At 42.8% G+C, this 17,076-nt stretch carries 12 protein-coding genes and 1 pseudogene; 7 read left to right on the plus strand and 6 right to left on the minus strand.

What is annotated here, in order from left to right; all coding sequences use genetic code 11:
• Positions 1-89: 89 nt before the first annotated feature.
• The 3 genes from BUB28_RS11500 to BUB28_RS11510 form a co-directional block, all read right to left on the minus strand.
• On the minus strand, positions 90-1,256 hold the full coding sequence (locus BUB28_RS11500) for an ABC transporter permease (RefSeq protein ID WP_072951564.1): 1,167 nt from the start codon (positions 1,254-1,256) through the stop codon (positions 90-92).
• Positions 1,257-1,258: 2 nt separating this feature from the next.
• The gene (locus BUB28_RS11505) at positions 1,259-2,038 is read right to left on the minus strand and encodes an ABC transporter ATP-binding protein (protein WP_072951566.1); all 780 of its coding nucleotides are present in this window, start codon (positions 2,036-2,038) and stop codon (positions 1,259-1,261) included.
• 298 nt (positions 2,039-2,336) lie between these two features.
• Positions 2,337-4,022 (minus strand): bifunctional diguanylate cyclase/phosphodiesterase, encoded by a 1,686-nt coding sequence (locus tag BUB28_RS11510; RefSeq protein ID WP_072951567.1) that lies wholly within the window; start codon positions 4,020-4,022, stop codon positions 2,337-2,339.
• Between the two features lie 355 nt (positions 4,023-4,377).
• Between BUB28_RS11510 and BUB28_RS11515 the strand changes: the two genes are divergently transcribed.
• The 3 genes from BUB28_RS11515 (at position 4,378) to metF (ending at position 8,527) form a co-directional block, all read left to right on the plus strand.
• A complete protein-coding gene (locus BUB28_RS11515; protein WP_072951569.1) occupies positions 4,378-5,289 on the plus strand; it encodes a LysR family transcriptional regulator in 912 nt (303 codons plus the stop codon).
• A 102-nt stretch (positions 5,290-5,391) separates the two neighbouring features.
• Entirely contained in the window at positions 5,392-7,665 is a 2,274-nt protein-coding gene (gene metE / locus BUB28_RS11520) for a 5-methyltetrahydropteroyltriglutamate--homocysteine S-methyltransferase (protein WP_072951571.1), read from the plus strand.
• Positions 7,652-8,527 (plus strand): methylenetetrahydrofolate reductase [NAD(P)H], encoded by an 876-nt coding sequence (gene metF, locus BUB28_RS11525; protein WP_072951573.1) that lies wholly within the window; start codon positions 7,652-7,654, stop codon positions 8,525-8,527. Before metE ends, metF begins: the two co-directional genes overlap by 14 nt.
• Before the next feature lie 94 nt (positions 8,528-8,621).
• Here the strand turns inward: metF and BUB28_RS11530 are convergent, their stop codons facing one another.
• Positions 8,622-10,031: a GGDEF domain-containing protein gene (locus BUB28_RS11530; RefSeq protein ID WP_072951575.1), complete on the minus strand. Its 1,410-nt coding sequence runs from the start codon at positions 10,029-10,031 to the stop codon at positions 8,622-8,624.
• Between the two features lie 312 nt (positions 10,032-10,343).
• Here BUB28_RS11530 and BUB28_RS11535 point away from each other — a divergent pair, with 312 nt between their 5' ends.
• The 4 genes from BUB28_RS11535 to BUB28_RS11550 all read left to right on the plus strand — a co-directional run bounded on the left by BUB28_RS11535 (position 10,344) and on the right by BUB28_RS11550 (position 14,789).
• Positions 10,344-11,567 carry a hypothetical protein gene (locus BUB28_RS11535; protein WP_072951577.1) on the plus strand — a complete coding sequence of 408 codons (1,224 nt, stop codon included), beginning with the start codon at positions 10,344-10,346 and terminating at the stop codon, positions 11,565-11,567.
• Positions 11,564-12,853, plus strand: a complete 1,290-nt coding sequence (locus BUB28_RS11540; protein WP_072951579.1) for an SGNH/GDSL hydrolase family protein — start codon at positions 11,564-11,566, stop codon at positions 12,851-12,853. Before BUB28_RS11535 ends, BUB28_RS11540 begins: the two co-directional genes overlap by 4 nt.
• Positions 12,854-12,981: 128 nt before the next feature.
• Positions 12,982-13,443, plus strand: a complete 462-nt coding sequence (locus tag BUB28_RS11545) for a flavodoxin (protein ID WP_072951580.1) — start codon at positions 12,982-12,984, stop codon at positions 13,441-13,443.
• Positions 13,444-13,640: 197 nt separating this feature from the next.
• Positions 13,641-14,789 (plus strand): leucine-rich repeat domain-containing protein, encoded by a 1,149-nt coding sequence (locus BUB28_RS11550; protein WP_072951582.1) that lies wholly within the window; start codon positions 13,641-13,643, stop codon positions 14,787-14,789.
• A gap of 41 nt (positions 14,790-14,830) precedes the next feature.
• Here the strand turns inward: BUB28_RS11550 and BUB28_RS11555 are convergent.
• Positions 14,831-15,391 (minus strand): annotated as a pseudogene (locus tag BUB28_RS11555) (manganese catalase family protein); the annotation flags it as partial.
• A 28-nt stretch (positions 15,392-15,419) separates the two neighbouring features.
• Positions 15,420-16,883, minus strand: coding sequence for a recombinase family protein (locus BUB28_RS11560; protein WP_072951585.1), 1,464 nt, complete (start codon positions 16,881-16,883; stop codon positions 15,420-15,422).
• Between the last annotated feature and the right edge of the window lie 193 nt (positions 16,884-17,076).

Genomic DNA, 17,076 nt, shown 5'->3' on the forward strand with positions numbered 1-17,076 from the left:
GAACAAATATTCTGCATTTTGCACTGAGTGCAATTTCAAAAAAATTATAAAAAAAGCAGGCATATAGCCTGCTTTTATTTTTTCGGTTATCAGCCGTTTACTATCTTTTCTCTTCTGAAAAGCTTTCCTATAAATACGATGCCTACCAATGCTACAACAACATTAACTCCGAATGTTATTCCTGCATTTGTCCATGAATAATCAAGCTTTATTCCGTCCTGGAGAAGCTTTACTGAATTCCATACAGGGATAACATAGTTTGTTGTGCCAAGATCCTCTACTTTTGCTGCAAAACCTTCTGTTGAACACAGTAATGACGGTATCATTACTACAAACAGAAATATCGGTGAAAGCTGTGTTGCCTGCTTTACATCCTTGGCTATTGTAGAGAAGATAAGGAGTATTACTGCACATACGAATGCACCTGTTATTACTGCTCCTAAAAGCAAACCATAATCTGCTATGCTGTAGCTTGTGTTTTCTGTTATCTTTAATGCTTTCGCAAAATTAGGCAGTGAGATCGCCATTCCTATGAATGCTGAGCAGCTTGCGATTATTGCTACCACAAGTATTGATATAGACTTTCCTGCTGCAAGGCTTTCTCTCTTTATAGGAGTTACCAGCAGTGTATTGAGGAAGCCCTTTTCCTTGTCGCCTGCGATGGAGTTTGCTGCAAGGTTCATACATACCATGTATACTGCCATGAATACCATGAGCGGGATTATTCCGCCAAGAAGGTTTCTCAGCATTGATGCCTTGTCTATAAGGTCATACTCTGTATCAGCCGATTCATTGAATGTAAATATTCTCGGCTGCATCGTAGTAAACATTACGGTAGTTTTAGAGTACAGCTCCATAGATGATTTTCTGTCTGAATTATAGAATATATCTATATTCGACAGTGATGCTGAACCCGGTTCTTCCATTTTAAAATCATCAGGGAATACCATGATCATGTCTGCATCTTTTCTCTTGACCTTATCCTTGTACTTCTCGATGTCGTTATCAGGTGCAGGCTTTATTCCAAGCTCATCAAGTACAGACTTGAATTCATCAGGAGCATTTACACTGTATGCTATGACAGTCTCGTTTTTCTTCGGTGCCTTATCATCTGCCATATTTGACCATGTTGCTGACATTAACATTCCGTAACCGAAAACAATAATAAATGGAAGCAGGAACATCTGAAGCAGTATTGCTTTATCGCTGAAAAACGATTTTAGTTCTTTTTTTGCAACTGTAATTATATCTCTCATGATCACACCTCATCTTTTCCGCCGTTAATGCTTGTATATATTTCGTAGAACGCATCTTCCAGTGAGCGTCCCTGCATGAGGTTTTCGAGAGTGTCATCTGCTACTATCTTGCCGTCCATTATCATGGCTGCTCTGTCACAGACTTTCTCTACAAGATCAAACAAATGAGTAGATATTATCAAACACTTGCCTGCTTTTTTCATATTCAGTATGAATTCGCGTACCACTCTGGCTGCTATGATATCAAGTCCGTTTGTAGGCTCATCGAAAATTATGAACTTAGGATCATGTATAACCGATATTACCAGTGATACTTTCTGTCTCTGTCCCTGTGAGAGCTTTGATATCATAGTATCGGCATACTTGTTTATACCGAACTCTTCAAATAGCTCCTTCTTACGCTTTTCAGCCTTATCTTTCGGAACATGGTAAAGCTCTGCAAAGAAATCATACATCAGATTAGGTGTTGATTTCATATCAGGCTTTAAGTCCGTAGTAAGAAATGCAAGCTCCGAACGTACCTTTTCAGGAGTCTTTACTGCACTGACATCGTTATAAAGTGCGTCTCCGCTGTCAGGCTTGATAAGAGTTGCAAGCATACGCATGGTTGTTGTCTTGCCTGCGCCGTTCGGTCCTAACAGTCCGAACACTTCACCTGATCTTGCAGTAAAGCTTATACCGTTTACTGCTATTTTCTTTTTTTCGTTTGTTCCAAGAGCTTTACGCTGTTTTTCAGATATCGTAAAGGTCTTGACAAGATTTTGTACCTTTAGTTCTTCCATTGTATTCTCCTTATCATAGTTTATTGATTCCACGAAAAAGTATTTCGTATAAGCCAACCTCATTATTATAACACACATATTTCATTTGGTCAACTTTTTTTGCTCAAAAAACATAATAATATACTATTAAATATAAAAATGCTTTCCAAAAGCTCATGCAAAGGCATAAGTTTCAGAAAGCATCATATAATATTTCATTCAGTCTGTAAATACTGCATGACCTTTTTCTTTCGTATATACAGGCTTCACTTCCTCTGTTTTTCGGAATGAAGCTTTTCAATACTGTTAAATCCTCAGATCATACTTTGTATTTGCCCATATCAAGTCTCTTCTCAAATTCACTCTGAGGGAGAGGCTTATCAAAAAGATAGCCCTGCGCAAGATAACAGCCGTTCTGCCTAAGAAGCTCAAGCTGTGAAGCGGTCTCTACGCCCTCAACGATACATTCAAGTCCAAGCTCGTTTGCCATTGCAACTACATACTTGAACATAACACTTCTTGTACTGTCAGGTGATTCGCCGTCCAACGGAAGGAATATCTTATCGACCTTGATAACGTTCCACGGAACTACTCTTATAAGGTTAAGAGAAGAATAACCCATACCAAAATCATCTACAGATGTACATATATCCTGCTGCTGAAGTCCTTCAACAACTCGCTTCAGGTCCTTGAATTCTACGTCTGTAGTAGTTTCTGTAAGCTCTATCTCTATATACTCGTGAGGTACATTATGACGGTCGATTATCTCTATCAGCTCCTTGAGAAGCTCGGGATTTGTCATATGACGGCGTGAAAGGTTTACCGAAACACGTACAGCCTTCCTGCCCTCATCGAGCCACTGACGTATATTGCCGCACACCTTGTCCAGCATATAATAATCAAGCTTGCATATCTCGTTTGTTTCTTCAAGAACAGGGATAAATTCCATAGGCGGAACTATATTTCCGTCATGGAACCAGCGGCAAAGAGCCTCTGCGCCGCATATCTCTCCCGTATTTATATTTATCTTAGGCTGATAAAATACCTTGAACTCATTATCCAGCAGTGCCTCGGGGAATATGCTCTGGATACGCCTTGATCTTTCCTTGTCTGACATGAGCATATCCGAGAAAAATATGATATTTCCCTGTGCTGTATTCCTTGCCACCTGATATGCGTGCATTATCTTGCCCATGATATCGTTTGGAACTCTTACAGCATATCCGTCCGGGATACAGAATACACCTGCACAGCATGAAACACGGACTGTTCTGCCCTCATTATCGACAACAACTATCGCCTCATTCAGGTATTCAAGAATATCGGGCAGGTCGGTCTGGTCGCAGATACAAACAAACGCATCACCGCCAAGACGCGCAACGATACCGCCTTCTCCTATAATATTCTCTATATGCTTATAATGATTTAAGAGCACTGTATCTCCGCCTGCTCTGCCGTATTTTTCATTTACGACAGCAAAATGTCTCAGATTATAGTTAATGGCAACTTTGCCGTTAAAATCGCCAGGCTGTCCCTTCCATGTAATGTACCTGAAAAAGCTTCTGATATTTCTATAGCCCACATCATCAAAAAATGCAAGCTTTTCAGCAATGACCTGCAAACGATTGCGGCATATATAAATAACAGCAGTACGCATTGCAAGATCAAGCTTAGCCATTTCTTCCTCGGTAAGCGGCTGAGCATTTTCTGTCATATACACTGTCATAGTTGTTATTAACATAAGTCTGTTGACACAGCGTACAGTATGAACAGGCTTTCCCACCTCGCCTGTATCATAGCTTATCATGGTTTCACCCTCATTGCGCTCTTCAGCACCTGGGTCACGATAAAAATGAGTAACACCCTTTGACAGACGGAACATTGCAGCTATTTCATTCAGAATTTGTTCTATACGCGGAATATCAGGCTTTTCTTCAACTATCTGAGTAAGAGATGCAAGCTGCTCATATAGCTTGTAAAAGCGTAGTTCGCGCTCTGAATCCATAACGCCCCCTCCATTTCCGTTTTTTTATGTAAAAATATAATTTTGTCTTTAATTAATTTTATTATATACTATATCAGCAAAAAATGCAATAGAAAAATTGTAAAAAAAGGTGTAAAAAATACTTATTGATATTTTTTAGCATAACACAATCATTATTTTACCTTTTTGGCAGTCAAAACTCAGAATAATCTTTTTTGTACTATATAAACGTTCAGAACTGCATTTTATGTCATCATTAATACCCATAGTTCCTTGCTCCTTATTATCCGAAAATGTTTATGAACGGTATTCGGCTGTAGTCCTTGTCTTTAAAGTAATTATGTGATATAATCTTATTGCATAAAGGAGGTACCATATGACACTTCAGCAATTGAAATACATTATTATGATAGCAGAAACAGGCTCTATAACAATGGCTGCCGAACGTCTTTTTATTGCACAGCCAAGCCTTTCAAAATCAGTCGCGGAGCTTGAAAAGGAAATGGGTATCACCATTTTCAATCGCAGCAACAGAGGAGTTTATCTCTCCGAGGAAGGAACGAAATTCCTGTCCTATGCACGGCAGATAGTCGAACAGGCTGAGCTCCTCGAAAGCGAATACAAGGCAGCTCCGCCGCCTAACCGCGCGTTCGCAGTATCCTCTCAGCACTATGCTTTCGTAGTAAACGCCTTTGTTGAACTTGTCCGCGAATACGGACGTGACAAATACGAATTTACTCTGCGCGAACTTAAAACCGCTGAGATAATCGAAGACGTAAGAACTCACAGAAGCGATATAGGTGTGCTGTTCCTCAGCAATTTCAACCGCGAGGTAATACGCCATATACTGCAAAATGAGGAGTTAAAGTTCGAGAAGCTGTTCACCGCAAAGCCTCACGTTTTTGTCAGCAGGAGCAATCCCCTTGTGGGCAGAAAGTCTGTCACACTGGACGACCTTAAAAACTTTCCGAGACTGACCTACGATCAGGGAGTGAAAAACTCATTCTACTTTGCAGAGGAGCTCCACATAACAGCTGAAAGTCCGAAAAATATCGTTGTTTCCGACAGAGCTACTCTTTTCAACCTGCTCATCGGTCTGGACGGCTACACCATTTCGTCGGGTGTCCTCAGCTCGGATCTCAACGGCAGCAATATCGTTTCTATCCCACTTGAAAGTGATGAGATAATGGAAATCGGCTACATAATCACCACCGACCGCCCTATGAACAAGCTCACGAGCCGATATCTCGAACACCTCAGAGAGTACATCGAAAATTATTCTGCCTGATATAGCTTTTAGCTATGGTGCTGCATTTCTTTTTGATATTAACACATTTCCACCAGATATGCTATAATAAAGTCACAGTAAAACATATCGGAGGAATAAGAAATGAATACCACAATAATAGGATACCCAAGAATAGGCGGTCTTCGTGAGCTCAAATTCGCAAGCGAAAAGTACTTCCGCGGTGAGATCACAGTTTCAGAACTTGAAGCAGCAGCAAAGGCTATACGTTTATACAACCTGAATTTACAGAAAAAATGCGGCGTTGATATTATACCTTCAAATGATTTTTCGTTCTATGACGGAGTTCTCGACACAGCATTCCTGCTGAATACGATCCCCGAGAGATATACCTCCCTCGGACTTTCAACACTTGATACATACTTTGCAGCCGCAAGAGGCTATCAGGGCGAAAAGGGCGATGTCAAGGCATTTGCAATGAAGAAATGGTACAATACCAATTATCATTACATGGTGCCTGAGATAGATGATGCCGCTGAAATAAAACTCGTGGGCACAAAGCCTTTCGACTTATTCACAGAGGCACTTGACAACGGCGTCAAGACAAAGCCTGTTATCATAGGCGCTTATACATTCTTAAAGCTTGCAAGATACAAGGGCACTAAAACTGCGGCTGATTTCGTTCAGCAGACTGCCGATGCCTACTCGGAGCTCCTTGCAAAGTTCGGCAGACTTGGTGCAGAGTGGGTGCAGTTCGATGAGCCTTCACTGGTCAAGGATATGACAGAAAACGATATCAGACTTTTCACTGAGCTTTACAATAAGATACTCCCTAACAAGGGCACAGTAAAGGTCATTGCACAGACCTATTTCGGAGATGTCCGCGACTGCTACAATTCACTTTGCAATCTTGACTTTGACGGTATCGGTCTTGACTTTATCGAGGGTAAGAAGTCACTGGAGCTTGTTAAAAACAACGGTTTCCCTAAGGGTAAGACTCTCTTTGCAGGCGTTGTCAACGGAAAGAATATCTGGCGCAACAACTATGCAAACACACTTCTTATCATTTCGGAGCTTGAAAAACAGGCATCTGATATCGTACTCAATACCTCATGCTCTCTTCTCCATGTTCCATGCACTCTCGCAAACGAGACAAAGCTCGCCGACAGCTATAAAAAACACTTTGCATACGCAGAGGAAAAGCTCTCGGAGCTTGCGGATATAAAGAAGATACTCGGCTCGGATAATCCGACAGAAACAGCTGAATATCGTAATAATTCCGCTCTTCACAGCGAACCGAGATCAGGCAGGAACGATGTCGTAAGAAAAAAGGTCTCGGAATTATGCGAAAAGGATTTCATCAGACTTCCTGCTTTTGCTGAGCGTGAAAAAATACAGAAGAAGCGTTTTGAGCTTCCTCTGTTCCCTACTACGACTATAGGCTCATTCCCACAGACTGCTGAGGTAAAGTCCACACGTAATGCTCACCGCAAGGGCGAAATATCCGACAGCGAGTACGAGTTCTTTATTGAGAAAAAGATAGCCGAGTGTGTTTCGCTTCAGGAGGAGATCGGTCTCGATGTTCTCGTTCACGGCGAATTCGAGAGAAATGACATGGTAGAGTATTTCGGCGAGTGTCTTGACGGCTATATCTTTACCGAAAAGGCATGGGTACAGTCCTACGGTACACGCTGCGTTAAGCCGCCTGTAGTATGGGGCGATATTTCAAGAGCCAAGCCAATGACTGTCAAGTGGTCCGTTTACGCTCAGAGCCTTACAAAAAAGCCTATGAAGGGTATGCTTACGGGTCCTGTTACTATACTTAACTGGTCTTTCCCGCGCGAGGATATTTCCCTCAAGGAAAGCGCTTTACAGATCGCACTTGCTATACGTGAAGAAGTCCTCGATCTTGAATCAAACGGCATAAGCATCATACAGGTAGATGAAGCTGCTCTCCGCGAGAAGCTCCCGCTCCGCCGCTCTGACTGGCGCGAGGACTATCTCGACTGGGCTATACCTGCATTCCGCTATGTTCACAGCGGTGTAAAGCCCGATACTCAGATACACACACATATGTGCTACAGCGAATTTGCCGATATTATCAAGGATATCGACGATATGGACGCCGATGTCATCACATTTGAGGCTTCACGTTCAGACCTTACTATCCTCGATGTACTGAAGGAAAATAACTTCCGCACCGAGGTAGGTCCCGGAGTATATGATATCCATTCTCCACGAGTTCCGTCAAAGGAAGAGATAAAGGCTGCTATCAGCAAAATGAAGGAGCGTATCCCTGCCGAAAAGCTCTGGGTGAACCCAGACTGCGGACTCAAAACAAGAGGAAACGCCGAAACAGTTCCGAGCCTTATCAATCTCGTGAACGCAGCGAAAGAGGCAAGAAATGAAAACTGCTGAATTATTTGAACAGAAAACCGTTTTTTCACTGGAGGTATTCCCTCCAAAGCCCGATGCAGACGAAAGCGTTATATATCAGACTCTGGAACAGCTCTCTGATATACAGCCTGATTTCATAAGCGTCACCTACGGCGCAGGCGGCGGAAAAAACGGCTGCAAGACCATACAGATAGCATCTGATATCCAGAGCAGATACGGTGTTGAAAGTGTTGCTCATATGCCATGCATAAACCTTAAAAAGGAGCAGGCTGCGGAGATACTCGACAGTATGCAGGAAAACGGTATCGAAAATATCCTCGCTCTCCGCGGCGACAGGACAGATGACTCTGCTCCTAATGGGGATTTTCACCACGCAAGCGACCTTATAAACTTCATTAAGGATAACTATGACTTCAATATAATCGCTGCCTGCTATCCCGAGATCCACCCCGAGAGCACAAGCGCAGTTGATGACCTGAAATGGCTCAGATACAAGGTAGACTGCGGTGCAGATCACCTTATATCGCAGCTTTTCCTTGACAATCACCGATTCTTTGATTTCCGTGAAAAGGCTTGCATCGCAGGTATAAATGCTCCTATTGAAGCAGGCATCATGCCTGTTACAAACAAGCGTCAGATCGAGCGCATGGTAAAGCTCTGCGGTGTTGAGCTGCCCCAAAAATTTGTCCGTGTACTTGAAAAATACGAGCACAACGAAACAGCTCTCCGCGACGCAGGCATAGCCTACGCTATAGACCAGATAACCGAGCTTATTGCCGAGGGCGTTGACGGGATACACCTCTATACCATGAATAATTCCTATATCGCACACAAGATCTTCGACGCTGTACAGTCGCTTATATCTGTCAGTTCATTCTGCTGATGAACCATGATAAATACTTACTGACATACAATACAATTTACCTTCATTTCAGCAAAAAAGGCTTGCCGTACGGCAAGCCTTTTTCTTGATACTGTTATTGTCTTCTGGTATCCTTCCCGGGATTATTGCAGTAGTATTCCCTCTTGTCCGCATACATCTTTTCATCTGCCTCCTGCATAGCTTTGATGATATCGTATCCGCCCTCGCAGAAGACTGTTCCCAACGCGAAGCTTACATCTGATGTTTCGGCAAGCTTGCGAAGCTTTGCAGTCTGCTTTGCAAGCCTTTCCTCCGTTATATCAGGACAAAGTATCACGAACTCGTCACCGCCCGCGCGGAATACTTCATAGTCTGCGTAAGCTATTTTCAGCAGTGCAGCAGCTCTTTTAAGGAGCTTGTCCCCCGAGGTATGTCCCTCGTTGTCATTTACCGCTTTCAAACCGTTAAGATCGGCAAAAACGATGCCTATGGTTTCGGGAAGCTTATCTCCGCGGGATACTATCTTATCCACGCGCTCATTCATGGCACTCCTGTTATAAACCTGTGTAAGTCCGTCCATAGTGCTCTTTTCCTCCAGCTTTGATATAAGCTGGTAATTGGCTATAACTGCTGCAAGCATGAACGATGTCAGAGAAAGTATCTCCTTTATGTGAAATATCTTGGAAGTATCAAAATCAGCCGCCCATATAAAACCGACAAGCCTGGAATTAAAACGTATCGCATACATAATGATGCTGCTTATGTTATGTGCCGCAAGCGACTCATACCAGAGTTCATCACGTTCTTTCAGTATATTCAGGTCGGCTATCATCATACAGTCACTGCCCGCAAGATCCTTTTCCCATTCGAGTGCTACCTCATACGGAGTACGCTTCATGCCTTTTGCTATACCGTCAAGTATATGTGTACTTACACCGTTTTGGTTTATGAACGTACACTTTTCCTCTCTTTTATCGACCATATACATCGCACAAAATCTCGAACCGCAAAGCTTTATCAGCTCTCCGATACTGTCAGCCAGTGATTTTATGAAATTCTGCGTTTCATGCAGCTTGATCGTTATATTCAATACCGCTTCCAAAACACCTGAAGAACGTGTAGTCATCGCATTAGAATCCAACTGTTCCGAGCGGTTCATTATGTACAATACATAAACTGTTCTTTTACCGTCCTTGTCCGGCTTTTCATCAGTCCCGTAAGGTCCTGATATGGGAAAATAGAACCCTTTTATCCAATGGCCGTAGGCATTTACATAAGAATAAAGAGGAATATTCTCACTGCCGCATTTGTAGCACATCTTCTCGTGGTTTATTTCGTTATAATATGCACGCCACGGTATCCCCGGATAAAACTTAGGTGCATCAAGATTGCTCACAAGCAGGCTTTCGTTCGCATGGTTCACCTGCATGATGCGAAGCTCTCCGAAACTGCCGTCGGGTAAAATATTAAAGGAATGAACACTTGCCAATCCGTGAAAACTTTCAATACCTTTCAGATACTCCATATATACTCCCCCCTTTTTTATTGTATAAAGCACAAGTTTTATTCTATTTTAACATTTTTTTGTTAACATTTCAAGAAGCAAAAAATAAATATGTTCATAAACCTGCCCTTTCAATAAACGTTTGACTATTTACAGGGCTTTTTTTGCTCAAAAAATTTTTTCGACAGCTCTCTGAAATTGAAAACATTTCTTTAAATTTATAATAAATCTTGACAACGGTATACAAATATGATATAGTATTATTATGATTTTTTTATAAAAAGTACAATTATTTTAGTCGTTTTGATATAAAACTGCAAAGGAAGAAAGAAATTGAAGCTGAAGAATATCTCGTCATTTTTTGCTGCACTTGCTGTTTGTTTCGGAGTTTCGGGAGTTAAAGCGTATGCGGCAGAAAAAACAAAGGACGGCATAAAGCTGGTCATATCTGCTGACAAATCAGCTTATGAAGAAGATGAAAAAATAACTGCCAAAATCACCCTCGAAAACAACAGCGGTAACGATATAACAGATGTTACCCTTGAAGGCGGTGTACCGGACAGTTACCATCTTTCTGAGGAAAGCAAGGCTATAACAAGAACTACATACGTAATGTCGGGAAATTCCCTGAGCTCTGAGCTTGTTTTTGTTCCCGATAAGAAGGAAAGCCCAACGACTGAGCCCAAAGAAGCCACGACTGTTGTTACCGAAAAAAATGAAGTGCAGGAGCTTGTGCTTACGGAAAATGCCGCTGTAAACAATGCTGAGACCGTTGAAAGCAAGGACAGCAAAAAGGATTCGGGAGTAAAAACAGCACTCATTATAACAGGTATACTTCTCCTTGCAGGCGCAGCTGTTGTATTATTCAAATTTAAAGGCAAAAACAAGGGCATTATGATACTGGTCTGCATTACAGCAGCAAGCTCTTTAAATACCGATATTAAAGCAAAAGCCATTGAAACAGAAAACTACAACATACTGGTCAGCGAAAGCATTACTGTTGCAGGGCAGAAATATGAGCTGACCGCAGTGGTGAGATATACTATGGATAAACCCGATATGCAGGCAGCTGCCGATGAATACTACGAAGAAAATTCGGAAGAGATAGTTTCAGTTGAGACTGTTGAGGAAAATGACGGAGTTTTCAGCGAAAAGGAAGCCTTAAAGTTTATGTCAGAAAGAGGATTTTCCAAATATCCGCTGACTTACGATTACGATATTGACGGCAATTATACCGATGAAACCGAGGCTTTGCCCGAATCGGACGCAAAGCACCCAATGTATATGACATATTTCGTAGCCGAGGACGGTGCGGTATGGTCTGTATTCATTGTAGGCAGGACAATAACCGCAAATCCTGCTTCCTACAATCTGGAATCCGATCTCGATGTACAGGTCCTTGTCTCGGAAACAGATACACTTACAAGCTACACGGAAATGGGCAACAAATTCTACGAAACAATACCGAAAGACTCCGCGGTCAAATTAAAGATCGTGGATAAAATAACAAGCCAAAAACTTAATGATCTAACGTATGAGGAGGTAATCAATCAATGAAAAAAGATCTATTGAAAAGGTTTGTATCAACAGCAATGGTATCAGTTATGATGTGTTCGGTTTTGCCCATAGGTGCATCTGCCGCTGCAAATGACGATACCATGATCGTCGTATCTCTCGGCGACTCTTATTCATCGGGTGAAGGTATCCCTGAGTTCTACGGACAGAACAAGTCGTGGGAACAGAAGATCTACGACGAGGACTGGCTTGCACACCGTTCCACAAAGAGCTGGCCGGGAATGTTAGAAATCCCCAACATAAGCGGCAAAATGAAAGACTACAATATCAAGCAGACAAACTCTAATAAGTGCAAATGGTATTTCGGGGCTGTATCAGGTGCCGAAACAAGACATTTCAAGAAGGAGCGTCAGGTCAAAAAGACATATAAAAGGCTCTCCTTGTTCAAGACATTGAAAACAACATATTATATGCCTAAACAGCTCGATGTTTTCAACAAGGTCAGCGGAGATGTTGATTATGTTACTCTTACTGTCGGCGGAAACGACGTTAAATTCGAGGATATAATCACTACCTGCGCAACAGGAAGCACATATCTCCATTTCGGCAGCGACAAGCTGAAAATAGAGAAAATGATGGACGATCTCTGGGCATCATTCGACACAACAAGAGCTAATATCAAGGGAGTATACACCGATATACAGTCCAAGGCAGGCTCTCAGGCAAACATTATCGTTGCAGGCTATCCGAAGCTTCTTGATAAGGAAGGCAAGGGTGTGCTCATCAGCGAGAAGGAAGCTACTATCGTCAACCAGAATGTAACAAAGTTCAATAAGGCTATCAAGAGCATCGTTAACGAGTGCAGAAATCAGGGAATGAATATCCACTTTGTTGACGTTGAAGCTGAATTCGACAAGGACGGCGGACATCAGGCTTATTCAGACAATGCATGGATAAACAATATTATCCTCCTCAAGCAGTCTGAGGACCTTGACCAGAGCGGTGTGGGAAGCGCTTATTCCGTACACCCCAACGAGGAAGGCGCAAAGGCTTACGCAAGATGTGTAAACGCTAAGATCAAAGAGATCGAGAACGCAAAGAATAAGAAGAATACTGTCAGCAAGCGCAGTCTCAATACTGCACCTGTTATCGAAGAGGCTGTCATCGAAGAGACTGTTACTGCACCTGTTGTAACTGATATCGTAACAACTTTCACAGAAGCACAAATAGCTATGACAGAAACAACTGCTGCTGAGACTGAGGATACTACTGTTATCGCAGACGAAACAAATATCGCTGAAGACGTCCTCGTTGAGGAAGCAGGCTGATTTAATACAACAGAACCAATATGACATTATTTGAACTGTGCCTTTATACAATATAAAGGCACGGTTTTTTGGAAAAAGAGCGCAAACACAGCAGATACACAAAAAATTACTTTAAGGAGGAATATAACATGAGCACAAAACTGGTAGCATATTTTTCGGCAAGCGGCAAGACTGCTGAAACTGCAAAAAAGCTTGCTGCTGCCGCAGGTGCGGACATATACGAGATACGTCCTGCCGTTCCATACACCAAAGCCGACCTTAACTGGATGGATAAGCAGTCACGCAGCAGCATTGAAATGAGCGACCACAGTTCCCGTCCTGCCCTTGCAGATACCGATGCTGATATCAGGGATCACGATACGATATATATTGGCTTCCCTGTGTGGTGGTACATTGCTCCGACTATAATCAACACCTTCCTTGAAAGCTATGATTTTTCGGGAAAGCGGATCATTCTTTTTGCCACATCAGGCGGCAGCGGCTTCGGCAAAACTGTTGAAAACCTGAAAGTCAGCGCACCGGATTCGCAGATAACCGAGGGAAAGGTAAATCCTTCGGCTAAGGATATAGAAGCTCTTGCAGAAATGTAAGTCTCCCTTGCTGCTCATACATACTTGTGTATGGGCAGTATTTTTGTATATTTCCAGCCAAACTTTGCAGCACAATATGATTTGTCATTAATTAACAAAATTTGTGTTGACTTATGAATAAAAATGCGATATAATGATATAAAGTTAAAAGTATGTAACGATGCAGATAATAAATGAGTGAAAGAAGGCGGATCATAATGTATGTACAGGGCAAATGCTATAAATGCGGCGGATTTCTGGCTGTTGACGAAACACAGGACGCTTCTGTCTGCCCGTTCTGCGGCAAGGCTTTTATCGTAGAAAAGGCTATAAGAAGCTTCAACGATAATGCCGCCAATGATATTGATATGACAAAGGCTCCATACACTTATGACAGTGACTTCGTGGTGGAAAGAAGTGTTCTCGTCCGCTACAACGGCTATACCAAAAAGGAAGTAAGAATTCCCGACGGTATATCTGTTATCGGTGAAGCAGCTTTTCAGGGCATGAACAATATAGAAACAGTCTTTATCCCAAAGGGCGTTGAGGTAATAAGCGGCGGAGCTTTTTCGGGCTGTAAAAATCTTCACACCATCCATATTTCTGAGGGCGTCGAAACTATAGATATAGATGCATTCAACGGCTGTATAAGCCTTAAAGACATAAAATTCCCAGACAGCATACTCAATATGGAAGCAAGTGCCTTTACAGGCTGTACAAGTCTTGAATCAATCAATATCCCAAAGAATATCGAGCTTCTCCCGTGGAGGATATTCGAGGGCTGTACAAGTCTGAAGTTCATAAGTATACCGAAAAAAGTGAAAACAATTGAGGACTTCGCTTTTGCAGAGTGTACCAGCCTTGAAAGCGTAAACTTTGAATGTATGCATTCGGACGGCGATACCGCAACAGGCATCAAAAGAATAGGAATGAACGCATTCAAGAACTGCACTGCACTCAGCGGCATAAATCTCCCCGATACTCTTGAATATATCGGAAATCAGGCATTCAGAGGCTGCTCAAAGATGAAAAAAATATCAATTCCCCAAAGTGTCAAGGCAATTTATCCTTTTGCTTTTGCAGACTGCTCAAGTCTTGAGCAGGTCACCTTTGCAGGCGATACAGAGCTTTACAAGGGCAGCAACCCTTATAAATACGGTAAAAATCCGGCAACCTTCTTTAATTGTCCTAAACTCCTGAATGTTTCATACAGCAAGATACAGAAGCATTACTGGGCATTTCCCGCATACTGCAAATCTCAGGAGCCGATAAATATGGAAAACGGCAGATGCAGATACTGCGGCGGAGAATTCAAGGGCATTATCGAAAAGGTATGCTCTGTATGCAAAGCTCATAAGGATTATTGAGCGTTTTTAAAGAATAATATCCCCCTGATCGGTATTAGGAACTATTCCCGCCAGACGATCAGGGGAATTTTTATGCGGCACTTTGAACGATACGGTTCACCAAACCGCTGGTAATGCACTATCTCACGCTCACGCAAAAAACGGATAGGATCACGGACATCGGGGTCATCTGCAAGACGAAGTATATTATCGTATGTGGTGCGGGCTTTCTGCTCGGCTGCCATATCCTCCTGAATGTCGGTGATGATATCTCCCTTGGACTGGAAATATGCTGCTGTAAAAGGCGCTCCCGATGCTGCAACAGGATATATGCCTGTTGTATGATCTACGAAATAAGTGTCAAAACCGCTCGCCTTTATCTCCTCAATGGAAAGATCCTTTGTAAGCTGATAAAGAATAGCCGAGATCATCTCAAAGTGCGCAAGTTCTTCGGTGCCTATATCAGTCAGAAGACCCTTGACCTCACCGTAAGGCATTGCATATCTCTGATTGAGATATCTGAGAGAAGCAGACAATTCTCCGTCAGGTCCGCCGAGCTGTGAAATAATTATCTTAGCAAGCTTAGCGTTAGGAGTTTTTATATTTACAGGGTATTGAAGTTTATTACGGCATCATTGTTGTACACAGAGATTATAAAAATTCCGCACTCAGCAAAAGGTCTGAGGACGGGTTGCTTCTGCTCGCTCTCTCAGTCTTATAGTAATATATCCTCCTTAATGCTGTATGGAGCAGTCTGTTTTTTTCTTCAGGAGCTGAATCAGAAAAGCTGTCTATGACATTTTGCAGTCGTCTTACAGCCTCGTCAGGCGGGAGCTGCGACGGCTTCTTCTCGATTTCCGTTTCCCTGACAGCAGCTTCAAGCGACCTTATCTTGTCATTCACTTTCTTTGAGCGTTCAAGAAATGTGTCAGTATCGTATATTTCCTTTTCCAGCAGGTCGTACAGTTTTGAAAGCTGACGTTTTGCCTTTTCAAGCTCTGCCATAAGCGGAACTTTCTTGTCGGGCTTGCTTCTTTTCTCGTCAGCTCCGCTGTATCTGAGCTTTTCAAGCCCCGTGATACGATAGCGTAAAGCAGCTATTACAGCCTCGTCTACCGCTTCAACAGTGGAGCTTACCACCTTTCCTCTGCATTCCCTGCAAGCGCACAGCATATGCTCGTGACCGCTGCCTGCAATGAAACGACGTTTCATCTGATGTCCGCAGTTCTGACAGTACAGAATATTGTGGTAATAATTCATAAGCTTGTCATTCGGGCGGAGCTGAGCAGCCGGATCTGTGCGTTTTTTCTGTTGAACGGCGAGGAAGACCTCCTCTGTGATTATAGGCTCATGCCTTCCCTTGTAGAGCGCGTCGCCGTCGGACTTCGTTTTCCAGCTCAACATTCCGCAGTATAAAGGATTTGAGAGTATCTTCTTTATGCTTGAAGGCTCCCATGACGTGCTTTTCTGCGGACTGATACCGATACGGTCAAGCTCGTTTGCTATGTACTTCGCTCCGTGCCCTTCCAGATACAGGCTGTACATAAGCCTTATCATCTCAGCTTCCTCGGGAACTATTTCAAGAGTATGCACTTTCGGCTCAGGGTTGACCTTACGGTAACCGTATGGAGCTGCCGAGCTTATGTAGTTCCCCTCTTTCACCGAAGCAAGTCTGCCACCCTGCATACGCCGCTTTATAGTCTTGTACTCACGGCGGCTCATAAACAGTGAGAACTCGAAATATTCCTCGTCAAATTCATTGTCAGGGTCGTATGTCTTTGCGGGAGTTACTATCTTTGTCGAGGACTCGCGGAAAGCCTGTGCGACTATCCCCTGATCTATCGTATCACCGCGGGCAAGGCGCTCTATCTCTGCAACAAGAACTCCTGCATATCTGCACTCGGAAACATCTGCCAGCAGAGACTGCATCTGCGGACGGGCAGCTATACTGTCTCCGCTTACTATCTCCTTGTATATCTTTACAACGTTGAGATCCTGCTTTTTTGCAAGCTCCATGAGCATATTGCTATGACGAGAGAGAGTTTCTCCCTCGCCCCGTGCCTCAGCTTCAACGTCAGCCCTTGACTTTCTCAGGTATACACAGTATCCCTTCATATTCCCACTCCTTTCATTTCAGTATATTGCCGATTATCAAAGTATAGCACAGCATATCTGCAAAAAGAAACGACACGGATAACCTCGATACCCATATAGCAGTTTTGTAGTATTTATTGAGAGAACCCCTTTTGAAAAAGGGGCTTCTCTCAAACTCTCTCCCTAAAACTTTCAGTTTTATTTTTTCTCAGAT

It is taken from the genome of Ruminococcus flavefaciens (genome assembly GCF_900143025.1).
Taxonomy (GTDB): domain Bacteria; phylum Bacillota; class Clostridia; order Oscillospirales; family Ruminococcaceae; genus Ruminococcus; species Ruminococcus flavefaciens_I.

What these genes read in the sequence shown, in the direction of transcription:
- BUB28_RS11530 (WP_072951575.1), bottom strand. Translation starts at nt 10,031, where the DNA reads ATGGAGTATCTGAAAGGTATTGAAAGTTTTCACGGATTGGCAAGTGTT.
- BUB28_RS11560 (WP_072951585.1), bottom strand. Translation starts at nt 16,883, where the DNA reads ATGAAGGGATACTGTGTATACCTGAGAAAGTCAAGGGCTGACGTTGAA.
- metF (WP_072951573.1), top strand. Translation starts at nt 7,652, where the DNA reads ATGAAAACTGCTGAATTATTTGAACAGAAAACCGTTTTTTCACTGGAG.
- BUB28_RS11510 (WP_072951567.1), bottom strand. Translation starts at nt 4,022, where the DNA reads ATGGATTCAGAGCGCGAACTACGCTTTTACAAGCTATATGAGCAGCTT.
- BUB28_RS11550 (WP_072951582.1), top strand. Translation starts at nt 13,641, where the DNA reads ATGTATGTACAGGGCAAATGCTATAAATGCGGCGGATTTCTGGCTGTT.
- BUB28_RS11515 (WP_072951569.1), top strand. Translation starts at nt 4,378, where the DNA reads ATGACACTTCAGCAATTGAAATACATTATTATGATAGCAGAAACAGGC.
- BUB28_RS11540 (WP_072951579.1), top strand. Translation starts at nt 11,564, where the DNA reads ATGAAAAAAGATCTATTGAAAAGGTTTGTATCAACAGCAATGGTATCA.
- BUB28_RS11505 (WP_072951566.1), bottom strand. Translation starts at nt 2,038, where the DNA reads ATGGAAGAACTAAAGGTACAAAATCTTGTCAAGACCTTTACGATATCT.
- BUB28_RS11500 (WP_072951564.1), bottom strand. Translation starts at nt 1,256, where the DNA reads ATGAGAGATATAATTACAGTTGCAAAAAAAGAACTAAAATCGTTTTTC.
- metE (WP_072951571.1), top strand. Translation starts at nt 5,392, where the DNA reads ATGAATACCACAATAATAGGATACCCAAGAATAGGCGGTCTTCGTGAG.
- BUB28_RS11545 (WP_072951580.1), top strand. Translation starts at nt 12,982, where the DNA reads ATGAGCACAAAACTGGTAGCATATTTTTCGGCAAGCGGCAAGACTGCT.